Source organism: Tardiphaga sp. GW822-FHT04G09, assembly GCF_058800725.1.
In genome coordinates this window covers 469,317-490,110 of sequence record NZ_JBXAMO010000002.1, presented here as the reverse complement: position 1 = coordinate 490,110, position 20,794 = coordinate 469,317, and the positions used below count along the sequence as shown (strand labels likewise).

Annotated in this window: 20 protein-coding genes; 11 read left to right on the top strand and 9 right to left on the bottom strand. The window is 61.0% G+C overall.

All coding sequences use genetic code 11. From position 1 onward, the window contains the following. The first annotated feature begins 459 nt into the window (after nucleotides 1–459). Nucleotides 460–1,659 carry a reverse transcriptase domain-containing protein gene (locus AC1RLZ_RS06040; protein ID WP_493187873.1) on the top strand — a complete coding sequence of 400 codons (1,200 nt, stop codon included), beginning with the start codon at nucleotides 460–462 and terminating at the stop codon, nucleotides 1,657–1,659. A gap of 108 nt (nucleotides 1,660–1,767) precedes the next feature. After that, on the top strand, nucleotides 1,768–2,433 hold the full coding sequence (locus AC1RLZ_RS06035) for a hypothetical protein (protein ID WP_493187872.1): 666 nt from the start codon (nucleotides 1,768–1,770) through the stop codon (nucleotides 2,431–2,433). 163 nt (nucleotides 2,434–2,596) lie between these two features. Here the strand turns inward: AC1RLZ_RS06035 and AC1RLZ_RS06030 are convergent, their stop codons facing one another. The 3 genes from AC1RLZ_RS06030 to dnaG form a co-directional block, all read right to left on the bottom strand. Beyond that, nucleotides 2,597–3,007 carry a DUF4345 domain-containing protein gene (locus tag AC1RLZ_RS06030; RefSeq protein ID WP_493187871.1) on the bottom strand — a complete coding sequence of 137 codons (411 nt, stop codon included), beginning with the start codon at nucleotides 3,005–3,007 and terminating at the stop codon, nucleotides 2,597–2,599. A 444-nt stretch (nucleotides 3,008–3,451) separates the two neighbouring features. Then, nucleotides 3,452–5,578 carry an RNA polymerase sigma factor RpoD gene (gene rpoD / locus AC1RLZ_RS06025; RefSeq protein ID WP_493187870.1) on the bottom strand — a complete coding sequence of 709 codons (2,127 nt, stop codon included), beginning with the start codon at nucleotides 5,576–5,578 and terminating at the stop codon, nucleotides 3,452–3,454. 292 nt (nucleotides 5,579–5,870) lie between these two features. Next, nucleotides 5,871–7,898 (bottom strand): DNA primase, encoded by a 2,028-nt coding sequence (gene dnaG / locus AC1RLZ_RS06020; protein WP_493187869.1) that lies wholly within the window; start codon nucleotides 7,896–7,898, stop codon nucleotides 5,871–5,873. Between the two features lie 459 nt (nucleotides 7,899–8,357). On the opposite strand from dnaG, the gene AC1RLZ_RS06015 reads away from it, so the two are divergent. The 4 genes from AC1RLZ_RS06015 (at nucleotide 8,358) to AC1RLZ_RS06000 (ending at nucleotide 11,051) form a co-directional block, all read left to right on the top strand. After that, complete coding sequence (locus tag AC1RLZ_RS06015; RefSeq protein ID WP_493187868.1) at nucleotides 8,358–8,912, top strand: chlorite dismutase family protein; 555 nt, start codon at nucleotides 8,358–8,360, stop codon at nucleotides 8,910–8,912. A 38-nt stretch (nucleotides 8,913–8,950) separates the two neighbouring features. Beyond that, entirely contained in the window at nucleotides 8,951–9,310 is a 360-nt protein-coding gene (locus AC1RLZ_RS06010) for a BrnT family toxin (RefSeq protein ID WP_493187867.1), read from the top strand. Continuing rightward, nucleotides 9,279–9,599: a BrnA antitoxin family protein gene (locus AC1RLZ_RS06005; RefSeq protein WP_493187866.1), complete on the top strand. Its 321-nt coding sequence runs from the start codon at nucleotides 9,279–9,281 to the stop codon at nucleotides 9,597–9,599. The genes AC1RLZ_RS06010 and AC1RLZ_RS06005 overlap by 32 nt, the downstream gene beginning before the upstream one ends. 234 nt (nucleotides 9,600–9,833) lie before the next feature. Continuing rightward, on the top strand, nucleotides 9,834–11,051 hold the full coding sequence (locus AC1RLZ_RS06000) for an MFS transporter (protein ID WP_493187865.1): 1,218 nt from the start codon (nucleotides 9,834–9,836) through the stop codon (nucleotides 11,049–11,051). Nucleotides 11,052–11,110: 59 nt separating this feature from the next. Here AC1RLZ_RS06000 and AC1RLZ_RS05995 read toward each other — a convergent pair whose 3' ends face one another. Together AC1RLZ_RS05995 and AC1RLZ_RS05990 are read right to left on the bottom strand one after the other, a co-directional pair. After that, nucleotides 11,111–11,506 (bottom strand): gamma-glutamylcyclotransferase family protein, encoded by a 396-nt coding sequence (locus AC1RLZ_RS05995; protein ID WP_493187864.1) that lies wholly within the window; start codon nucleotides 11,504–11,506, stop codon nucleotides 11,111–11,113. Nucleotides 11,507–11,514: 8 nt separating this feature from the next. Continuing rightward, nucleotides 11,515–12,423 (bottom strand): transglutaminase family protein, encoded by a 909-nt coding sequence (locus tag AC1RLZ_RS05990; protein WP_493188004.1) that lies wholly within the window; start codon nucleotides 12,421–12,423, stop codon nucleotides 11,515–11,517. Nucleotides 12,424–12,538: 115 nt separating this feature from the next. Between AC1RLZ_RS05990 and AC1RLZ_RS05985 the strand changes: the two genes are divergently transcribed. Then, a complete protein-coding gene (locus AC1RLZ_RS05985; protein WP_493187863.1) occupies nucleotides 12,539–13,342 on the top strand; it encodes an N-formylglutamate amidohydrolase in 804 nt (267 codons plus the stop codon). A gap of 46 nt (nucleotides 13,343–13,388) precedes the next feature. Here the strand turns inward: AC1RLZ_RS05985 and AC1RLZ_RS05980 are convergent, their stop codons facing one another. Both AC1RLZ_RS05980 and AC1RLZ_RS05975 read right to left on the bottom strand, forming a co-directional pair. Beyond that, the gene (locus AC1RLZ_RS05980) at nucleotides 13,389–14,363 is read right to left on the bottom strand and encodes a DUF3592 domain-containing protein (protein ID WP_493187862.1); all 975 of its coding nucleotides are present in this window, start codon (nucleotides 14,361–14,363) and stop codon (nucleotides 13,389–13,391) included. A 69-nt stretch (nucleotides 14,364–14,432) separates the two neighbouring features. Beyond that, the gene (locus tag AC1RLZ_RS05975) at nucleotides 14,433–15,050 is read right to left on the bottom strand and encodes a LysE family translocator (protein ID WP_371421519.1); all 618 of its coding nucleotides are present in this window, start codon (nucleotides 15,048–15,050) and stop codon (nucleotides 14,433–14,435) included. Between the two features lie 109 nt (nucleotides 15,051–15,159). Here AC1RLZ_RS05975 and AC1RLZ_RS05970 point away from each other — a divergent pair, with 109 nt between their 5' ends. Genes AC1RLZ_RS05970 through AC1RLZ_RS05960 form a run of 3 tightly spaced genes read left to right on the top strand, consistent with a single transcriptional unit; the run spans nucleotide 15,160 to nucleotide 16,448 of the window. After that, nucleotides 15,160–15,474: an ArsR/SmtB family transcription factor gene (locus AC1RLZ_RS05970; protein WP_493188003.1), complete on the top strand. Its 315-nt coding sequence runs from the start codon at nucleotides 15,160–15,162 to the stop codon at nucleotides 15,472–15,474. Continuing rightward, nucleotides 15,467–15,919 carry an SRPBCC family protein gene (locus tag AC1RLZ_RS05965; protein ID WP_493187861.1) on the top strand — a complete coding sequence of 151 codons (453 nt, stop codon included), beginning with the start codon at nucleotides 15,467–15,469 and terminating at the stop codon, nucleotides 15,917–15,919. The genes AC1RLZ_RS05970 and AC1RLZ_RS05965 overlap by 8 nt, the downstream gene beginning before the upstream one ends. Nucleotides 15,920–15,929: 10 nt before the next feature. Beyond that, nucleotides 15,930–16,448, top strand: a complete 519-nt coding sequence (locus tag AC1RLZ_RS05960; protein ID WP_493187860.1) for an SRPBCC family protein — start codon at nucleotides 15,930–15,932, stop codon at nucleotides 16,446–16,448. 143 nt (nucleotides 16,449–16,591) lie between these two features. On the opposite strand, the gene AC1RLZ_RS05955 is transcribed toward AC1RLZ_RS05960, so the two are convergent. Further along, entirely contained in the window at nucleotides 16,592–18,202 is a 1,611-nt protein-coding gene (locus AC1RLZ_RS05955; RefSeq protein WP_493187859.1) for an acyl-CoA synthetase, read from the bottom strand. Nucleotides 18,203–18,544: 342 nt separating this feature from the next. On the opposite strand from AC1RLZ_RS05955, the gene AC1RLZ_RS05950 reads away from it, so the two are divergent. Then, the gene (locus AC1RLZ_RS05950; RefSeq protein ID WP_493187858.1) at nucleotides 18,545–19,390 is read left to right on the top strand and encodes a DUF1499 domain-containing protein; all 846 of its coding nucleotides are present in this window, start codon (nucleotides 18,545–18,547) and stop codon (nucleotides 19,388–19,390) included. 70 nt (nucleotides 19,391–19,460) lie between these two features. Here the strand turns inward: AC1RLZ_RS05950 and AC1RLZ_RS05945 are convergent, their stop codons facing one another. Continuing rightward, nucleotides 19,461–20,708 (bottom strand): aminotransferase-like domain-containing protein, encoded by a 1,248-nt coding sequence (locus AC1RLZ_RS05945; RefSeq protein WP_493187857.1) that lies wholly within the window; start codon nucleotides 20,706–20,708, stop codon nucleotides 19,461–19,463. Nucleotides 20,709–20,794: the final 86 nt, after the last annotated feature.

Sequence of the window (20,794 nt, the reverse complement as noted above, 5' to 3'; positions counted from 1 at the left end):
GCCGAGCGTGTCGCGAGAATGCGGCACACCTGCAAAGCTCCAACACCACGCAGATGGCTCTTCGACCATTTGCTGGCGCGGTAGATCAACGGAGGTGCTGATGCCCGAGGTGCATCGGAATAAGAGACGGGCTAAGCATCATAGTGACAGGGCCGCCGAGCGCGGGGGACGGTATCCCAATGCTACTTGTTCACGATTTGTTCTGGCGCTACTCGCGGCGGTATATTTCGGATCAAGCGCCGTCGCGGTCGCAATTGACCTCACGACGGTGATCTGTCACGAGCCGAGCGTGTCGCGAGAATGCGGCACACCTGCAAAGCTCCAACACCACGCAGATGGCTCTTCGACCATTTGCTGGCGCCCGTTCGAACAGACTTAGGTGCACCCTTGCTCGAGCCTAGGTCTGAGAGAACCCTCCCGAACTATCCAAAGCCAGCGCGACTGCTATCAAAGGCAGCCTTGAAAAGCGCTTGGTCTAAATCGAAGGATCGAAAAGCCAATGCTGGCCGACCTGGCATTGATGGCATTTCCGCGGAATTATTCGCGGCGAATCTCGACGTAAATCTTTTGAAACTAGCCAACGAAATTCGATCGGGGAGCTACGGCCCTAGCAACTTGAAAGCAGTATTCCTCCCGAAGCCGAACTCATCGAAAGAGAGGATGATTTGCATTCCAACCGTCAAAGATCGACTCGTTCAACGAACTATAGTTGAGCACCTGACGGCCACAAAGAAGCTGCCCATTTATAACCTTTCTTCATTCGGCTTTATCAAGGGAAGAGGCGCAGGCGCTGCAATCGAGGCTACACGTGCGGCGAGAGCCCGCCATCAATGGTGCTTAAAGACAGACATCGAGAAATTCTTCGACAGCATTCCGCGCGCGCACCTGAAATCACGCATTCAGGAGACACTCGGTCGGAGCAGCCTTCCTCCAATCATCTCGAAAGTCATCGATTGCGAAGTTAGGCTCGATCAGCGAACAAGAGAAAAACTTCGAGAGCAAGGAATCAAACCGGGCGTTGGATTAAGGCAGGGAATGCCATTGTCACCGATCTTGGCAAATCTAGTTCTGTCCAAATTCGACAAGTCGATAGAACGAGAACATATTCCAATGGTCCGCTACGCGGATGACCTTGTGTTATTCTTCGACAGCGAGAATGCCGCGAAGTCCGGACATAAGCTCGTTAAGGATGCGCTTGCTTCGATTGAGCTTAATATTCCCGAAATATCGAAAGATTCGAAGACCGCCATTTTCGGCCCTGAGGAACCAATAGACTTTCTGGGACGCGAGATCATCTTCATCAACAATGAGATCGGTTACGTGTCGGGAATTAGCAAAAAACAATCGCAAAAAATACGACAGAAACTCGAACTAGAATATTCATACTCGAAGCAGTCAAAAGACAAAAAGACACTACAAGAATCTGTAGTAGACCTTTGGAAATCAGTATCTGCATATCGTGGAATATACAAAGAAGCGCATAACTTCGATCGATTTGATAGCGAGCTTAGAAGCACTGGCCGCGCCGTAATTTCGAGAATGCTCTCGGATATTTTTGGGAATGGTGCGTTGGAAAAGCTCGACAACTACAAGCGAGACTTCTTGGGTATCGGTCAGTTAAATCTCGATCCGGCCGTGAACGACCTGGAGCAGGATTAACCGAGGCGATTGCACTCCCCGGCCGCTATCTCATTTTACGAAACGTTTCTGGCGCCGCTAACGCGGCAGCTTTGTGGAGAATATTTCAGCACAAATTTGCGGGGCTCCATGTCCATCGAAAAGATCAACCTTCGGAAGCTTCTTCAATACTTCTTTTCTAACCATAAACTGCGCAGATCATTGCTCCTCGATGACATTCGCAAAGATAAGGCAAAGAAACTTGCCGTATCGACCGACGGCGGCGATTTCTACGGCCCATTTTGGTCGGACGTTAAAAGACATGCGGCTGGGATGGTCGACATCGCCGACGCTACAGAGGGTCGAATTGCCGACAACAAGGCTCGCGCTCGTCTATACCCGCTACTCCGAGACTCATTCTTAGAACTGTGGAGTGAGAAGATGCGGTGGCGCAACGAACCCTTCGAGTTCGTTGCGGAAACTGTCAAAGCACATTTCCCAATTGAAGAGCTCGGCGCAACTATAAAGATCGAGAACACCGTTTCTGTCAAAGTTTGGGATGGATCATATCGCATCATCTACCCCTACTTCAGCGAAGATCCAGCGTTACCGGAGGAAGGCGCGCGGCTAGGTTTTTGGGCACTTCAAAAGGCTCTTCCTGATTTCGAAGCCAATGACTTTCGAATTGTTGATATGCAACATCGAGCATATTTTCGACCGAATGACGTCGGATTGCGCGGAGATGAGGAGAAGAAATTTATCGATAGATACAAAGCGCTACTAGATGAGCGAAGACGCCTCGAAGAAGAAAGATAAGCAGCGGTCGAGTGCGCAAACAAAGTCGACGGATCTTTAGATCCACCATCTTGTAATGACGATAACTGAGATAGCTAAGCAAGCGTAGGGCGAATAGCGCAACGTACTTCGGTGACACCCGTGAATGGCGGGTTACGCCTTCGGCTAACCACCCACCGCCCTTTCACCCCGCGCCGCCCGCCATCTGCCTGTTCGTCATCACCTGCGCCGCAATGATGATCCACGGGAGCACCAGCTCCGGCACGAGATAGGTGATCCACACGGCATGCGGTTCGGGCAGGCCGACCTTTGATATCGACAGCACGCGGCCGAGGCCGCCGACGAACACCGTCGCCGCCATCAGGACAATCAGCGTGTTGTGTTCGCGAATGGTCGAGGCCGCCCACAGGCCCATGACGCCCGACATCAGATAGATGCCGCCCATGAAGCGATGCACATTATCGAGCCGCGGCGCGGTCTCGGGCTGGCCGAGAACCATCTGCAGCGAGCCGCCGAAAATGGCGATGGCGCCCACCAGAAACAGGCAGACCTGGGCAACGCGCTGGCTGAGCAGCATCGGGGCGAGCGACGTCATGGCAATGTCCTTTTGAAAAATGGATGGAGCAATGCGCAACGCTAGCGTGTGGTGAGCCTCCATCAAAGGGCCTGTTGCGCACCGGCCGCGACCTCCTGCGTCCCGTTGCACGCGGCGGGCGCGGTGAAGAAAGCGCGCCTGCGACACCTCTTGACATCAAGAACAAAACGAGAACATACTTGCAGCCATACTAATCAAACGACGAGGCGCGTCATGGCCGACATCATCTGTTTCGCCGCAACGCTCTTTCCGGATGGCGGATCAGGGTCGCCGGCGGCGCATGAACGCACGGCACGCACCAGCGAAAATGCCCGGCGCATCTAGCGAAGCTTGCTTCGCGCTGGCCGGGCATCATCAGAAGGATCAAACGATCGAAAGCGACGCTTAGTTGTCCAGGAACGACCGCATCCGCCTTCGCCAAGAGGCTTCGGCGGACGAGGCTTGCTAGTTATCCAGGAAGCTCCGCAGCTTGCGGGACCGCGACGGGTGCTTGAGCTTGCGCAGCGCCTTGGCTTCGATCTGGCGGATACGCTCACGGGTCACCGAGAACTGCTGGCCGACTTCTTCCAGCGTGTGGTCGGTGTTCATGCCGATGCCGAAGCGCATGCGCAGCACGCGTTCTTCGCGCGGGGTGAGCGAGGCCAGCACGCGCGTGGTGGTCTCGCGCAGGTTGGACTGGATCGCCGCATCGATGGGCAGGATCGCGTTCTTGTCCTCGATGAAATCGCCGAGATGCGAGTCTTCCTCGTCACCCACGGGGGTTTCGAGCGACAGCGGCTCCTTGGCGATCTTGAGAACTTTTCGAACTTTCTCCAGCGGCATGCCCAGCTTCTCAGCCAGTTCCTCGGGAGTAGGTTCGCGGCCGATCTCGTTGAGCATCTGGCGCGAGGTGCGCACGATCTTGTTGATGGTCTCGATCATGTGCACGGGAATGCGGATGGTGCGGGCCTGGTCGGCGATCGAACGCGTGATCGCCTGCCGGATCCACCAGGTCGCATAGGTCGAGAACTTGTAGCCGCGGCGATATTCGAATTTATCGACGGCCTTCATCAGACCGATGTTGCCTTCCTGGATCAGATCCAGGAACTGCAGGCCGCGATTGGTGTATTTCTTGGCGATCGAGATCACGAGACGGAGGTTGGCTTCCACCATCTCCTTCTTGGCCTGGCGGGCTTCGCGCTCGCCCTTCTGCACGCCGTGCACGATCTTGCGGAATTCGCCGATCTCGAGACCCGTGAGCGCCGCGAGCTGCTGGATTTCGCCGCGCAGTTCCTTGATGCGGTCCTTCTCGATGGCGACGAAGTTCTTCCAGCCCTTGGCCGAGAGTTTCGAGACGCGGTTGAGCCAGCGCGGATCGAGCTCCGAGCCCTGATAGTTGCGCAGGAAGTCCTCACGCGCGACGCCGTGGCTGTCGCCGAGGCGCAGCAGGCGGCCCTCGAACGACACGAGGCGCTTGTTGATATCGTAGAGCTGCTCGACGAGTGAATCGATACGCGCCTGGTTGAGGCGCAGCGACTTCACCTCGACGATGATCTCGTCCTTGAGCTTCTTGTACTTGCGCTCCTGCGACGGCGACAGCGAGGGGCCCTGCGAGGCGCTCTCGAGCTGGTTCGCGATGTCCTGTTCCTGCAGCTTGCGCAGCTTCTTGTAGCTGTCGGCGATCTTGTCGAAGGTCTCGACCACCTTCGGCTTCAGCTCGGCCTCGATGGCGGCGAGCGACATCTGGTTCTCGAACTCGTCGTCGTCCATGTCGCCGTCGGCAGCGCCTTCCGACGCGCTTTCGCCGGCGGGGGCCGCAGCAGGCGCCGAACGCGGCGGCGCCGGACGGAACGGGGTGGCGGACGGCGGCGCAGCGGGCGGAGCCGCAACGGCTTCGGCGCCCTCGGCCACAGCTTCGCCATCGACCGGCGGCGCGATCAGCGCCGGGTTCATGTTGTTCTTGGCGTCGGGACCGGCATAGGTCGCTTCGAGATCGATGATGTCGCGAAGGAAGATCTTTCCTTCGTTGAGTTCATCGCGCCAGATGATGATGGCCTGGAAGGTGAGCGGGCTTTCGCAGAGGCCTGCGATCATCGCCTCGCGGCCGGCCTCGATGCGCTTCGCAATGGCGATTTCGCCTTCGCGCGACAAGAGCTCGACGGTGCCCATCTCGCGCAGATACATGCGGACGGGATCGTCGGTGCGCTCGCCGGGCTCCGACTTCTTGACTTCGGTGACGGCCTTTTGCGTGACTTCGACGAGTTCGTTGTCGGTATCGTCGTCCTCGTCCTTGCTCTCTTCCTCGCCGTCCGAGTCTTCGTTCTCGGAGACGTTGATGCCCATGTCGGAGAGCATCGACATGATGTCTTCGATCTGTTCAGGAGAAGTGGTATCAGACGGCAAGACGTCGTTGAGCTGATCGAAGGTCACGAAGCCGCGCTTCTTGGCCTGCTTGATCATCTTCTTGACGGCAGCGTCGGACAGGTCGAGCAAAGGCGACGGCGCTTCAGCGGAGTCCTTCTCCGGCGCGTCAGCTGCCTTGTCGTCTTTTTCCTTGTCCTTGGTCTGCAGCGTCTTTGCCTTGGTGGCCATTCAATGCTCCTGAAACGCGCTCACGCCGGGGGCGTCACCGCCCCGCTATCAATCCAGGGGGCGCAGGCGCCCCGATCCAATCATCGTCACCGCTTGACGCACAAAGGGCGGCGCACATCCATCGCCACCCCCGACGTCGTCTTCGCGGTTTTCACTACTTAAGCCCCAGACCCTTAGCGTGGAGAGCCTTAAGCTCGGATTAACCCTGTTTTTGCAGCCAAACCATGGGTTTGGCGAGTCTTTTCGCGGTTTGCCCGGGCACCATCCGCAGCAAAGTTGCCTTCGGCAGACCTTACGAACTGCGCTGGAACCGCCCCGAGGATTCTCCGAACCCCTCGATCAGCGCCTCGATCCCGTCGACCTCAGCCAACCGGGCCTTCACATCGCGCAACCAGCCGTAGTTCGTTTCGCTTGCTTCCGCGCCCAGAGCAAGCTCCGCGTCTTTGAGTTCTCTAAGTAATGAGTGCCACTGGCGATGCAAGGCAACGAGCTGCGTCCAGGTGGAAAGAACGTCCTCGCGGGCCGCGCCGGGCCGTGCCGCCCACACCGCCTGGGTGGTAACTGCCTGCTCAACGTGTTGTAATTGCTCGGAATACCCGGCCTTAACCAGATCTGAACGCATTTCCGCACTTTGCTCGGCCTCGTCGCCATGATGATGCTCATGGGCAAAGGCCGCGATGATCGCCGCGCGCAGCTTGTGCATCTCCGGATGGGCGAGTTCCAGCGCCGCCACCTCCTCCAGCCGGTCATGCAGCAGCCAGGGGTGGTTGATCAGCGACTGCACGATCAGCGCCTCGCGCCGGGAAATGGCGCTGCGCTGGCCGCGCATGATCGAGGACGTCGCAAGCTGTGGACTGACTACCTGATAGGGCCCGCGCTGGATGGTTTGCGGCCCGGCATTGGCCCCAAATCGCCCGCCGCCACTGATTCGCCCGGCCGGACCCGGCGTGAACGGGCGCGGACTGCGCGCAAAACCGCCACCGCCGCCGGGCTGGAAGCCGCCACGGCCGCCGCTGTTACCGCCATAGTTACCGCCGTAGTTTTTTGGGCCGGTGCCGAAGGCGCGCTGCAGCCGCTCGGTCATGTCCTGGCGGTAGTATTTCTTCACCACCTCGTCACGGATGCCGTTCGACAATTCGTTGATCCGCGCCTCCAGCGCCGCGCGGCGCTCCGGCGTCGCGAAAGTACCGCCGGCGATCTCGCGTGCCCAGATCAGGTCCGACAGCGTGCCCGCCGCCGCCATCACGTCCTCGATGGCCGCGCGGCCGCCGGAACGCGCAAGGTCGTCGGGATCCTGCCCTTCGGGCAGCAGCGCGAAACGCAAGCTCTTGCCGGGCTTGAGATGCGGCAGCGCCAGTTCCGCCGCGCGCCAGGCCGCCTTCTGCCCGGCCTTGTCGCCGTCGAAACACAGGATCGGCTCGTCGGCCATCTTCCAGAGCAGTTGAAGCTGGTTCTCGGTCAGCGCGGTGCCGAGGGGGGCGACCGCCCCGGGAAAGCCGACGCCGACCATGGCGATGACGTCGACATAGCCTTCGACCACCACCAACGGCGCGCCGTCATGGGCGGCCTTGCGCGCCATCGGCAGGTTGTAGAGATTGTCGCCCTTGTGAAACAGCGGCGTTTCCGGCGAGTTCAGATATTTCGCCGGCGCATCCTTCTTCAGCGCACGGCCGCCGAAGGCGATGATGCGTCCACGCACGTCGGAAATCGGAAACATCACGCGATCGCGAAAGCGATCATAGGGCACCGGGATGTCCTCGCCTGATATCAGCAATCCGGCCTCGACCATATCGGGCACCGGCACGCCGGCGGCGCCGAGATATTCCTTCAGCGCAAAACGATCTTCGGATGCAAAGCCCATGCGGAACTGGAGCTGCACCGCGGGCGTGATGCCGCGATCGGCGAGATAGCCGCGCGCTCGCGCGCCTTCACGCCCCACCAGCGTCTCCGCAAAGAATGTCGCGGCGAGATCCATCACGTCATAGAGCGTCTTGCGGCGCTGCTCGTGGCGCGCGGCATCGGGCGTCGCCGCCGGCAGCGCCACGCCCGCCATCTGCGCCAGCCGCTCCACCGCCTCGACGAAGCTCGCGCCGTCGGTCTCCATCACAAAATTGATGATGTCGCCGTGCTTGCCGCTGGAGAAGTCGTGGTAAAATCCCTTCTCGTCATTGACGAAAAACGATGGCGACTTCTCCTGCTGGAACGGCGACAGCCCTTTCCACTCCCGCCCTGCCTTCTTCAACTTGACGCGCTTGCTCACGACTTCCGAAACCGGAAGCCGGGCACGCAGATCGTCGAGGAATTGGGGCGTAAAGCGCATGGGGGGTCGTTATGGGTCGATCGGGTTAAGTCGGTATTGCTGGCCTGGATTCGAGCCTGTGGGGCTGTGAGGTTGGTAAGGTCTGTCACCTTCCCAGCCGACCATGGATATAGGTTTTCCGGGAGCAGATTTGAACCGGCCGTTATTGATACCGCTATTCACAGGGCCGGGCCGGATTGGGTTGCGCCACACTCCAACCTCATCCTGAGGAGCGCGCCCTTGCGCGCGTCTCGAAGGATGGCGGGCCATTCGCTGGAGACGCACCCCACATCATGGTTCGAGACGGCGCAAGAGCGCCTCCTCACCATGAGGACGGAGTTTTTGGTGAGATTCCCCGCCATTCCAATTGGAACGGCTGAGGTTCGCGCGAGCTTCGCTCGCACGCCCCGGAATGACGTAGCTGTGGCAAGCTTGTTTCAATTTGCTTGAACTCACCCCGGTTCCACGCTCTCATATCCCATGTTCACGACATTCCGCGGCGGAAATACCGGTGCATGGCAGGTGATCTCGATCTCGCCGGTCAAGGGCGAGACGCTGAAACCCGTCAACGCGCTCTCCATCACCCATGCCGACGCCATCTCGCTGCCGCTGCTGCCCTCGCAGACATCCTGGCGCCTCGCCGGCGTCGTCAGTCATGTCCGCTATGTCGAGCGCACCGAGAAGATCGCGCTGGTTGCGGCACAGGCCGGGCTCGGCCGACCAGAGGCGACCCATGGCGCGCTGATCCCGATCCGGAAGAACGCCGCCTGGTGGGACATGACCCAGAACGAGCGCCGCCGCATCTTCGAGGACAAATCCCGCCACATCGCCGACAGCCTGAAATACCTGCCGGCCATCGCGCGGCAGCTCTATCATTCGCGCGATCTCGGCGAGCCGTTCGATTTCCTCACCTGGTTCGAATATGCGCCGGAACACGCGCAGGAGTTCGAAGATCTCGTCGGCGGCCTGCGCGAGACGGAAGAGTGGAGCTATGTGGAGCGCGAGGTCGATGTGCGGGTGGTGAAGGTGGCTTGACCACATATACAATCGTATATACGATTATATTCTAACTCTTGCGTAGCAAATCCCCCGTTCGGCACCCTATAGTTGCTGGCGTTGATCGGGGCTTTGCGATGACAGAGAACCTTGCGCATTTGTTTGTCGGCATTTCCGAGTTCGGCTGGAATCCGTCCAAGCGCGAAAGCAATCTGATCGATCACAAGATCGACTTTGCTCAGGTTCGACAAATCTTTGATGGCTACATTTTCGTCCGGAGATCGGATCGTCATGGCGAAATCAGGTACCAAATCTTCGGCTATCTCGAAGGGCGAGAAGTCGCCGTCGCGTGCACGATCCGCGGCACATTCTGCCACATCATCTCGGCGCGCCGCGCGCGAAAAGATGAGCGAAGAAAATATTACGATCATCTCTAGATACGAACCTATTCGAGGCAGGACCGATTGGGCCGCACTCGACGCGCTGACCGACGAACAGATCGAAGAAGCGGTTCGCAACGATCCCGACGCCGTGCCTCTCGATATCGACTGGTCGGATGGCGTCGTCGTCATGCCTGCAAAGAAGAAAGCCATCTCAATCCGCATCGACGAGGACGTGCTGGATTTCTTCAAGAGCGAGGGCGACGGCTATCAGGGCCGGATGAATGCGGTGCTGCGGTCTTACATGCTGCAGAAGGCCAAGCCGAAGACCAAGAAACGGGCATAGTTCTCCCGGAATCGTGACGTCGGAGTCTCCGGCAGCGCCAGGCCATATCGGGACGGGTTCGCATGCGCTGACGCGCATCCGCCCCGGAATGACGGCGGGTTATTCACCACGTCAACCGCCCGACAAGGCCCGAACATCCAACCTGCATGGCTCCCATTCAAGACACCACACTTCTGGCATGGCATCACATGCGCCATATCTCTCGGCAATCGTCCCGCCCGCCTGAAAGCCTCCATGCCCTCATCGTCCGAACACGCCGCCCGCGACTCCGGTCCCGGCGGCTGGCTGATTTTTTCCTTTGCCGTCGCCTGCGGCGTCACCGTCGCCAATGTGTATTACGCGCAGCCGCTGGTCGGGCCGATCAGCGAAGCCTTCGGGCTGGACCTGTCATCCGCCGGCGTCATGCTCACCATGGTCCTGTTCGGCTATGTGCTGGGACTCTTGTTCCTGGTGCCGCTCGGCGATCTCGTCGAGAACAAGACGCTGATCCTGGTGACGCTCGGCTGCCTGATCGCGAGCCTGCTGATCGCGGCAGCGGCACCAACGGCATCGATCTTCCTCGCCTCATCGCTGCTGCTTGGCGTCACCGCCGTCGGCACCCAGATGATCATGCCGGTGGTGGCACATCTCGCACCCGAGCGCATTCGCGGGCAGATCGTCGGCACCGTGATGAGCGGGCTTTTGTTCGGCATCCTGCTGTCGCGGCCGCTGGCCACCATGGTGGCCGGCTCGTTCGGCTGGCGGGCCGTGTTCGTGATGTCGGCGGTGCTGATGTGTGGTGTGTTCGCGCTGATGATGGTCGCGTTGCCGCGCCGGCAACCGAAGCATGAACTGACCTATGCGACGCTGATCCACTCGCTGTGGGATCTGATGCTGACCACGCGGGTGCTGCAGCAGCGTTCGGCCTATCAATGCCTGCTTTACGGCGCCTTCAGCCTGTTCTGGACGGCGATGCCGCTGGTGCTGGAGCAGCCGCCATTCTCGTTCGGCCATATCGCCATGTCGGCCTTCCTGCTGTCGGGTGCCGGCGGCGCACTTGTGGCGCCGCTTGCGGGACGCCTCGCCGATCGTGGCCGCGGCGATCTCGTCACCGTCACAGCCATGTTGCTGGTGCTGGCGAGCTTCGTGCTGACCTGGATCGCCGGCCACACCGGCGGCACGCTCGCTATCACGCTGTTCGTGATCGCGGGAATCTTGATCGATGCCGGCACGCAGGGCAATGTGGTGGCCGGACAGCGCGCGATCTACGCCCTCGCCGGCCATATCCGCAGCCGGCTCAACGCGCTGTTTCTCGCCTGCGCATTTTTCGGCGGCGCGGTCGGTTCAGGCCTTAGCGGATTTGCCGTGGCATCGGGCGGCACATCCATGATCGCCTTGATCGGCATCGGCGCATCGCTGACTGCGCTGGCGCTGTTCGGGCTGGAAGTGGCGAGCAGACACAAGCAAGGTTAGATTTTCTATTTGAGCATGATCTTTTCGGAAAACCGGTTTCCACTTTTCCGGATCATGCTCTAAGGCGCCAGGAAGCGGCCCGACCTGATGCGCGTCGTTTCATCGACCGGCCTGTTGTAGATATAGGTCCAGGCTTCGCTCACACGGCCATCGGCGAGCGTCACGGCAATCCGCTCGCGCAGATACAGCGTCGGCTGCGGATGATCGGGGCCGACGCTTTCATAGTCGTCGAGCGCCGCCATCAGCTCATCCGGCTTGCGCAACCGAAACAGCTCGCCGAATACGATGTCACGGGCATCGTCGGAATGCAGCAGGCCCGGATAATGCGCGACCATATACAGCCTGCCGCGGCACGAGGCTTCGCCGAGAAAATCCGCGCCGGATGACAGCAGCTTCGACATCGGATGATCGAAACCGCGCATCAGGGTGCCATAGACGAAAACGCGATCGGGCATGGTGTCGGTCAGACTTTCTCGGCAAGCGCCGCGGCGACATCGTCGCCGGCAGACACCACATTGATACTCACATCCATGCCGAGAAACGCGTCTGCCGAGCCCATATAGGTGCCGTGCAGCGGCACCGCCTGGCGCGGATCGCGCGCCACGGCGACGCGAATGAGATCCTTGCTGCCGATGATGCCGTTGGTCGGATCGAATTCGATCCAGCCTGCAGCCGGCAGATAGACCTGCACCCAGGCATGGGTGGAGCCGCCGCCGACATAATTGTGGTCGCGGTCGCCATGGATGAACAGATAGCCCGACACGAAACGCGCGGCGATGCCGAGCCGGCGCAGCGCCTCGATCATGAACAGCGCGAAATCGCGGCAGGTGCCGGATTTGGTCTGCAGCGTATCGAGCGGATGCTGGGTGCCGAGCTCGTAGCGCTTGCGATAGGCGAACTGCTTGCGGATGCCGAGCGTCATGCCGGAGAGAATATTGTAAGTCGGCGTGCGGCCCTGCGGATCGAGAAAGCCGCGCGCCCATGCGGCGAGTTCGCCATCGGGATCGCCATATTGCGGCCGGATGAATTCCTGCAGATCCGGCAGTTCCTCGGCGTCATACAGGAACGGATAGAAATAGGCCTTGTCGTCGGCCGTCAGCGCGAACTCGTCCGACGGCAGATGTTCGATGGTTGCGGTCGATACAAATGTGAGTTTGCGCGCGTGCTCATCGAAAGTGGCAATGGCGACCGAATTGCCGAACACATCGTGGATCCAGCGCAGCGACAGCGGCTCTGGCGTGATCTCCAGCCTGCCATTGAGCATGCGCAGATCATGGCCATCGCGCGGCCGCAACATGATCCGGTGCTCGCCGAACGCAACGGGATGTGCGTAGCGATATTCGGTCTTGTGATGAATCGTAAGCAAAGGCATCAATGGTTCGTTCATGCGTGATTTGTCCCGTGTAGCTTATACGGAAGACATTTTTACGGAAGGCCCGGCAATCACAGGCCGGGATGCCGCATCGTTAGGCAGATTGGGAAAGCCTTTGGATAGCCATCAGGACACAGTTCTACACCTCGGGCCAGAGGAAGTTCCTCCGGTTCTGGAGCTCAATATCCGGGGAACGTCCCCTTTTCTCCTGACTTGCGATCACTACGGCCGGCTGGTCCCCGAGATGCTCGGCGATCTCGGCCTGCCCGAAAGCGAGTTCGCCCGCCACATCGCCTGGGATGTCGGCATCGCCGGCGTCGCCGAGCAGATGGCCAGGGCGCTCGATGCGCATCTAGTGGCGCAACGCTATTCGCGGCTGGTGATCGACTGCAACCGGCCTCCGGACGCCGTCAGCGCGATTCCACTAATCAGCGAAGCGACCACAGTGCCCGGCAATGATGGCCTCACGCAGGACGCCAAAGCGCGGCGGCGCGAATTGATCTTCGATCCATATCACCAGCGCATCGACGAGGTGATCGATGCACGGCTGGCAAACGGCCAACCGACGGTGCTGGTGTCGCTGCACAGCTTCACGCCGGTCTATGCGGGCATTCAGCGCCCCTGGCATATCGGCACGCTGTATCAGCACGACACCAGACTGCCGCCATTGCTGCTGCATCATCTGCGCGCCGAAGCCGATCTGGTGGTAGGCGACAACGAACCCTACGCGGTCTCGGATGCGACCGACTATACGATCCCCGTGCACGGCGAAAAACGCGGGCTGATGAATACCGGCATCGAAATTCGTCAGGATCTGATCACGGACGCAAGCGGTCAGACCGAATGGGCGGAGCGGCTGACGCGCATCTTCACGGAAATCGAGGCGACGCTGATCACGCCGCACGCCTCGCACCTGTAGCCTTGTAGCCTTGTAGCTGCCAATGCACCCGCGCGGCGCGAGGTGCCTAGCCGTGCGTCGCGATGAAATAGGCCACCACCACAAATCCCGCCGCGACCGCCCACAGGAAATAGGCGGCACGACCTCCGGGACGCAGTGTTGAATCGGATGGATTGTCGGGATTGACGAAGACCTTCACCGCATCACCGTTCTTGTAGTCCATCCCGAACAGCCGCAACTGCCATGGCGGCGGGTTCGGATTGCTCGTGCTCAGGCTTCCGGCGGACCCGATATAGGCGACGTGCTTGAAGCGATAGTTGTACTGCACGTTCCGGGTCTGCATCACCGGTCCGCTGCGCCCGGTATCGCTGTCGCGGCTCACATAGGTCTCGGGTGCGCCCAGTTTGACAATGCCGGGCACCACCGGCCACCTCCGCGCCAGCGACCCCTGCCGGTGCAGCGCCAGGCCGAACAAGGCAACGAGGAAGCCGAACCCGCAAAGCGCCGTCACCATCGGAGACACCTTTGGATCGGCAAGATGTGCGGCGAGGAATTCATTGATGCGTGCTGCACCAAAGGTGCCGCCAATCACAAGCGTCAGCACGATGACGGCGGCGATGCCAAGGCAGCCGCCGATCCCCTTCGGCATTTCGCGATCGAGTACGGCATCGCGCGGGTGCCGCGGATTGTAATAGACCATCACCGCAGTGCCGACCGGATAGCGCGCGATTGTTTCCGCGACTTCGAAATTGCCGCGGTCCTCGCCGATGCTGACGCGGTTATTGGTGAGCTTCTGTCCGCTGACTGTATATTCGTAGACGATATTCGCGAAGTTGCGCTGCTCGGTACGTTTGCGATCTTCCCGGGTGTCGTCGAGCACCTCGACGTTACGTACTTCGGATGTCGAGACGATCACCTTGCCGCAGGTGGATGGCCAGTCGCTGGCAGCACGGACCTGCAGATATTTGGTGCCGGCGGCGACCAGGATCAGGCCGAACGGCGCCAGCAGCATGGCATAGACGAACCAGGGAATGTCGGGCACGGCGGATCCTTGCGGCACGAACGCCGGCGGCGCCCTCAGATCGTTGGACGTGCGGACGCGGCATAAGGTTCAGCGGGCGCGGGTCAGCGCCAGCCAGACCCCGCCGCCGATCATGAAGCCGCCGGAGATGCGCGACAGCAGCCGTGTCCGCCGTGCCGAGAAGAACTGTCGCGCGCGGCCCGCCGCCACGGCATAGACCATGTCCGTCAACGCCGCCGTCACCATGAATGTGGCGCCGAGGATCCCGACCTGAAGGAAATGGTTCTTCTCCATGTCGACGAATTGCGGAATGAAGGCGCCGAAGAACACCAGCACCTTCGGATTGCTGAGCAGCACCATCATGCCCTGCAGGAAGAACCCGCCGCGCGGCGGCGCCGGCGGCGTATCGGCGTCGATGCCCTCGACCGGCGCGCGGACCAGCTTGATGCCGAGCCACACCAGATAGGCAGCGCCGGCAAAGCGCACCCAGTCGAACCAGTAGCCCATGGTGGCCATCAGCGTCGCCAGACCGAGCGCGACGATGCCGATCACCACGGCAAGCCCCGCTTGCGTGCCGGCAATGCTGATCATCGCTGCACGCGTGCCGTAACGCAGCCCATTGGCGATCACCAGCGTGACATTCGGACCCGGCAGCAGCGCCAGCGCGATGCAGGCGACGACGAAAGCGAGATAGACTTGAAGCGACATGGCGTTTCTCTCAGGGGAGTCTTGCTGGTGGCCGAACTCTAGCCCACGCGCTGCACCAGACAAGAGCATCGCTTGACAGGCAACCATTTGGTTGCCTATTATCCCGACCATGGATGAGGTCTTCAAGGCACTGGCCGACGCGTCGCGGCGCTCATTGCTGGACCGGCTTCACGCCGACAAAGGCCAGACGCTGAACGAGCTCTGCGACGGGCTGGACATGTCACGGCAGGCCGTGACCAAGCACCTTGCAATTCTGGAAGCGGCCAATCTTGTCGCCACCATCAGGCATGGCCGCGAGAAGCTGCACTACATCAATCCCGTCCCGATCCATGAGATCGGCGAGCGCTGGATCAGAAAATTCGAGCGCGGCAGGCTCGCCGCGCTCAGCGAGTTGAAACGACAGCTGGAGACGCGTGATGAGTAAGCCGGAATTTGTTTACGTCACTTTCATCGAGACCACGCCTGACAAGCTTTGGCAGGCACTGACGAACGGCGACTTCACCGAACGCTACTGGTTCGGTTACCGCCTCGATAGCGACTGGAAAGTCGGTTCGCCCATGACGCTCGGCAAGGGCGGCATCGTGATGGATGAATGCGTGATTCTGGAATCCGATCCACCGCGCCGGATCTCATATAGCTGGCATCCGATCTATGACGACGACATGGCCACGGAGAAGCCGTCTCGCGTCACGCTCGATCTCGAACCGCGCGGCAAGGTGGTCAAACTCACCGTCACACATCAGGGCTTCCCGGAGCACAGCAGAGTGCTGCCGAGCATCTCCCGCGGCTGGCCGATGGTGTTCGCAAGCCTGAAGACCTTCCTCGAAACCGGGCAGCCACTGTCGCTCGACCCGACGAGCGAGACGTAAGGAGCAGCCGATGGATATCAGCACATTCAAACCCGCCTTCGCCTACACGATCTACATTGCCTCCACACCGGAGAAAGTCTGGCAGGCGCTGACCTCTGCAGAGTTCAGCCGGCAGTATTTTTCCGGCTTTGCCGTCGAATTTGAGCAGAAAGTCGGCGGCACGTTCAGGGTTCTGATGCCGGACGGATCGCTGCATATCTCCGGCGAAGTGATCACCTGCGATCCACCGCGCAAGCTTGTCATCACCTGGGACGTCAACTGGCCCGGACTTGTCGAGGCGCTGGGCTCGACGCTGGTGACCTATGATCTCGCGGCATCCGGCGAGACGGTGAAGCTGACACTGACGCAATCGCATGACCGCGAACTCAGCGACGACATCCTGTCCGGCGGGCGCGCCGGCTGGCCGGCGATCCTGTCGAGCCTGAAGAGTCTGCTGGAAACGGGCAAGGTCCCGGCGATCCAGATGGAGCCGCCACTGCGGCTGCTGGCGGCGCTGAAGGAGATGGGGATCAAGGTGCCGGGGATGTGATTTCGTAGAACCTCATCCTGAGGAGGCGCACTTGCGCCGTCTCGAAGGATGGGGTTCGGGCGCTCGTGGCCATGGTTCGAGACGCGCGCGGCGGCGGAGCAAGCGCTCCGCCTGAGGGCGCGCTCCTCACCATGAGGTCCGAGCTACCCCAGCGCCCGCAATTCCCGCCGCAGCACCTTGCCCGTCGCCGTCATCGGCAGGCTCTCCGCAAACTGCACATGGCGCGGATATTCATGGGCGGCGAGTTGCGACTTCACAAAGTCCTGCAGCTCGCGCGCCAGCGCGTCGCTGGGCGCGAAGCCCGGCCGCAGCACGATCCAGGCTTTCACCGCCTCGGTGCGGATCGGATCGGGAATGCCGACCACTGCCGACAGCGCCACCGCGGGATGCTTCAGCAGCGTATGCTCGATCTCGGAGGGGCCGATGCGATAGCCGGCCGAGGTGATCACGTCATCCTCGCGCGAGACATACCAGAAGTAGCCGTCATCATCCTGAATGCCGAGATCGCCGGTCAGCAGAAACTCGCCGGCGAATTTCTTCGCGGTGCCTTCCGGGTTTTGCCAGTAGCCCAGCATGGTGCAGGGATTGGGCTGGCGCACACCCACGATGCCGCGCTCGCCACGCGGCAATTCCTCGCCCTGCTCGTTGACGATACGCACATCGAAGCCCGGCGTCGGCTTGCCCATGGAGCCCGGCCGGATCGGGAACAGGTCGGCATTGTTGCCGACCACCAGATTGCATTCGGTCTGGCCGTAGATCTCATGGGCGTCGATGCCGAACGTATTGCGTACCCAATCGAGCAGTTCCGCGCCGAGCGACTCGCCACCGGTGAGCATGCTGCGCAGCTTCACGCCATCATGTTTCACGTTTGCCTGCCGCATCAGCTTCAGCGCCGTCGGCGGCAGAAACACGTTGCGTATCTTGTGATCGGCCATCAGCTGCATCGCGGCTGCCGGTTCGAATTTCTTCGCGCGATAACCGACAATGGGAACGCCGTGATACCAGGCTGGAAACAGCGCATCGAACAGTCCACCGATCCACGCCCAGTCGGCCGGCGTCCAGTAGACGTCGCCGGGCTTGGGGAAGAAACCATGCACCATCTCCACATTGGGCAGATGGCCGAGCAGCACGCGATGCGCATGCAGCGCGCCCTTGGGATTTCCCGTGGTGCCCGAGGTGTAGATGATGATGGCGGGATCGTCACAGGACGTATCGACCGTGGTGAAGTCTTCGGACGCCGCCTCGATCGCGGACCAGAACGGTTTGGCGCCGGCATGCGGTGCACTGTCCGTGACGTAGATGTCCTGTAAATGAGGCAGCCGCTCGCGGATTTTCGACAACTTGTCCCAGCCACTCGCATCGGTGACGATGGCCTTGGCCCCGGAATTGGCAAGGCGGAATTCCAGCGCATCCTCGCCGAACAGCGTGAACAGCGGCACCGAGACCAGACCCGAACGGAACGCGGCGAGATGCACGATCGGCAGTTCCACCGATTGCGACAAGAACACCGCAATGCGGTCGCCGCGCTGCAGGCCGTCCGCCTTCAGCACATTGGCGAAGCTGCGCGAGAAAGCCTGCATCTCGTCGAAGGAGAAACAATGCGTGCCGCGGTCCTCGTCCACATAGATCAGCGCCAGCCGCCCGCTACCGTCGGCATGACGGTCGCAGGCCACCGTTGCGATGTTAAAACGCTCCGGCACATCCCAGCGGAAATTGCGGGCGAGCGTCTCATAATCCGTGGTTTCGACCAGCATGGCAGGCTCCCTGCGGCCTCGTTTGCTTCTGCTCGTTATTCCAGGGGAGAAGTCTGAACGGCCGCAGTGACGTCATAGCCTATTTCCAGAAGGGGTTGAACTCAGCCCTCATGGTGAGGAGCGCGCTCTCAGGCGGAGCGCTTGCTCCGCCGCCGCGCGCGTCTCGAACCATGATATGTTTGTCGCCATCCTTCGAGACGGCGCCAAGGGGCGCCTCCTCAGGATGAGGGCTGGTGTCCGCCAAAGTGCCTTGAAATTCCCGGCCCGGCATGGTCTCAAGCACCCTATTCGGAACCCGGCGCTATCAGCGCCTTCGCAAGCTCAATCCGGCAGAAATTCCCCATGGCACGCAGGTTTTCGGCCGCCTACCAGTCGGAGCCAGTATCCAGCCTGGCGCTGTGGGCGCGGCGCCTTGCGGTTTTTGCCGCCCTTGCGGCCCTCACATCGATCATCATCGTTCGCTTCGGGTTCCTTGAGGTGAAACCGGCGCTGATGACCTTCTTCGGGGCATTGGGCTTTGCCGGCCTGTCGATCCTGGTCGCGCTCGCCGGCTTTGCCGCGATCTGGCAGAACGGATCGCGCGGCATGAGCGTGATCCTGGTGGCGCTGATCCTCGACGCGGCTATCCTGGCTTATCCCGGCTACCTTGCGTACCAGTATCGCAAGCTGCCGAAGATCCACGACATCACCACCGACCCGATCGACCCGCCGCGCTTCGAGGCGCTGGCACGGCTGCGTATCGGCGACGACACCAACTCCGCCGTCTATGCCGGCCTTTACTCCGCTGAACAGCAGCGCGTCGCCTATCCTGATATCGAGCCGGTCGAACTGGAAGTGCCGGTGCAGCGCGCCTATGACGTGACCCTGGCGCTGGTCAACAAGCGCAAATGGCTGGTGATCGACGAGCGCCCGCCACTGCCGCCGCGCCGCATCGGCCGCATCGAGGCGGTGGCCCGCACGCCGATCATGGGTTTTCGCGAGGACGTCTCGATCCGCTTCACACCCGACGGCGAGGGCTCGCGCGTCGATATCCGCTCGTCGTCACGCTATTTCGAAGGCGACCTCGGCAGCAACGCGGCGCGCATTACCAAGCTGATCGACGATATCAACACCGCCGTCGACAGCGCGCCGGCACCGAAGAAGGCGGCGACGCCGGCGAAGGCCGCCGCGAAGGGCGCGAAGAAGTAGGATCCGATACGCCGGCCTCTCGCTCCCTCGCCCCGCACTTGCGGGGAGAGGTTAGATTGCAGCGACGCAGTTACCCCTGCGCACGTTTCTCCACATTGGCGATCCGCTCGGGCACGCCGAACTCCTGCCGGCACACGTCGGCGAGAACCGCGATGCCTTTGCGGATTTCGTCATGCGTCGGGCTGGCAAAACAGATCCGGATGTGGCTGCCGGCATAGGCCTTGTCGACGGACCATTCCGGGCCGGGATTGATGGCAACGCCAGCCTTGAGGGCGGCCTGATACAGTTTCATGGCATCGACATTGTCCGGCAGTTTCACCCACAGAAAGATGCCGCCGCGGGGATCATCGAATTCCGCCGCCGTGCCGAACTGTTCGTTGAGCGCGTCCATCAGCGTCTCCAGCTTGGCACGCAGACCGCGCGTCGCCTTGGGCACATGACTGGCGAAATGCGGCACGCAATATTCGGCCAGCACCATCTGCTCCAGCGCACCGGACCCCGCATCGGTCTTCAGCGCCAGCATGCGTGACATGATCTCCCAGGGCGCAACGATGTAACCAACGCGCAGCGCCGGGGCGATCGATTTCGAGAACGAGCCGATATGGATCACGCTGCCGGTCTTATCCATCGCGTAAAGCGCCGGCGGCCGCTCGCCGTTCCAGATCAGGTCGGCATAGCAATCGTCCTCGAAAATCGGGACGCCGTATCTGGCCGACAGCGCCAGCAATTCGCGGCGGCGACTCTCCGGCATGATGGTGCCGGTCGGATTCTGCACTGTCGGGATCGTGTAGATATATTTCGGGCGGATGCCCTTCGTCTTGAGGTCTTCCAGTGCTGTGGCCAGCGCATCCATCTGCATGCCGTCCTGATCCAGCGGGATGCCGACGATATTGACGCCCATCCGCGTCAGCCGGTTGATCGAGCCCTGATAACAGTCGCGCTCGATGATGACGGTGTCGCCCTTGGCCAGCAGGCTGTGATTGACGAGATCGAGCGCCTGTAGCGAGCCGGAAACGACCAGGATGTCATCGGCGGTGCAATCGATGCTCGCATCGCGCTTCAGCTTGCCCGCAATGAAATCGCGCAGCGGCAGATAGCCCTGCGGACCGCTCGCCAGACCATATGTTGCCAGCGTACGGCCCTCGCGCAGCATGACGGCATTGGCAGCAGCGGTCAGGCCCTCCACCGGCACCTGGTCCATGTCGTTATTCCCGCCGACAAAGCTGTATTTGGCGAGACCGGTCCATTTTGCCGCAGGTGCAGGCAGGCCCGGAGGCAGCAATGGCGCATAATCGAACCGTGCGGTGGTGGTGGTCATGAACGTCGTCTCCCTGTCGCCTTTTTGTATTAAAGGCCGCTTTTATGATGAAGGCTGCCTCGTTGGACCGCCCTCCGCGTGTATCA

Excerpts from the sequence above, each read along its gene's own strand:
- AC1RLZ_RS06035 (WP_493187872.1), top strand. The coding sequence starts at position 1,768 with ATGTCCATCGAAAAGATCAACCTTCGGAAGCTTCTTCAATACTTCTTT.
- AC1RLZ_RS06030 (WP_493187871.1), bottom strand. The coding sequence starts at position 3,007 with ATGACGTCGCTCGCCCCGATGCTGCTCAGCCAGCGCGTTGCCCAGGTC.
- rpoD (WP_493187870.1), bottom strand. The coding sequence starts at position 5,578 with ATGGCCACCAAGGCAAAGACGCTGCAGACCAAGGACAAGGAAAAAGAC.
- dnaG (WP_493187869.1), bottom strand. The coding sequence starts at position 7,898 with ATGCGCTTTACGCCCCAATTCCTCGACGATCTGCGTGCCCGGCTTCCG.
- AC1RLZ_RS06015 (WP_493187868.1), top strand. The coding sequence starts at position 8,358 with ATGTTCACGACATTCCGCGGCGGAAATACCGGTGCATGGCAGGTGATC.
- AC1RLZ_RS06005 (WP_493187866.1), top strand. The coding sequence starts at position 9,279 with ATGAGCGAAGAAAATATTACGATCATCTCTAGATACGAACCTATTCGA.
- AC1RLZ_RS06000 (WP_493187865.1), top strand. The coding sequence starts at position 9,834 with ATGCCCTCATCGTCCGAACACGCCGCCCGCGACTCCGGTCCCGGCGGC.
- AC1RLZ_RS05995 (WP_493187864.1), bottom strand. The coding sequence starts at position 11,506 with ATGCCCGATCGCGTTTTCGTCTATGGCACCCTGATGCGCGGTTTCGAT.
- AC1RLZ_RS05990 (WP_493188004.1), bottom strand. The coding sequence starts at position 12,423 with ATGCCTTTGCTTACGATTCATCACAAGACCGAATATCGCTACGCACAT.
- AC1RLZ_RS05975 (WP_371421519.1), bottom strand. The coding sequence starts at position 15,050 with ATGTCGCTTCAAGTCTATCTCGCTTTCGTCGTCGCCTGCATCGCGCTG.
- AC1RLZ_RS05970 (WP_493188003.1), top strand. The coding sequence starts at position 15,160 with ATGGATGAGGTCTTCAAGGCACTGGCCGACGCGTCGCGGCGCTCATTG.
- AC1RLZ_RS05965 (WP_493187861.1), top strand. The coding sequence starts at position 15,467 with ATGAGTAAGCCGGAATTTGTTTACGTCACTTTCATCGAGACCACGCCT.
- AC1RLZ_RS05960 (WP_493187860.1), top strand. The coding sequence starts at position 15,930 with ATGGATATCAGCACATTCAAACCCGCCTTCGCCTACACGATCTACATT.
- AC1RLZ_RS05955 (WP_493187859.1), bottom strand. The coding sequence starts at position 18,202 with ATGCTGGTCGAAACCACGGATTATGAGACGCTCGCCCGCAATTTCCGC.
- AC1RLZ_RS05950 (WP_493187858.1), top strand. The coding sequence starts at position 18,545 with ATGGCACGCAGGTTTTCGGCCGCCTACCAGTCGGAGCCAGTATCCAGC.
- AC1RLZ_RS05945 (WP_493187857.1), bottom strand. The coding sequence starts at position 20,708 with ATGACCACCACCACCGCACGGTTCGATTATGCGCCATTGCTGCCTCCG.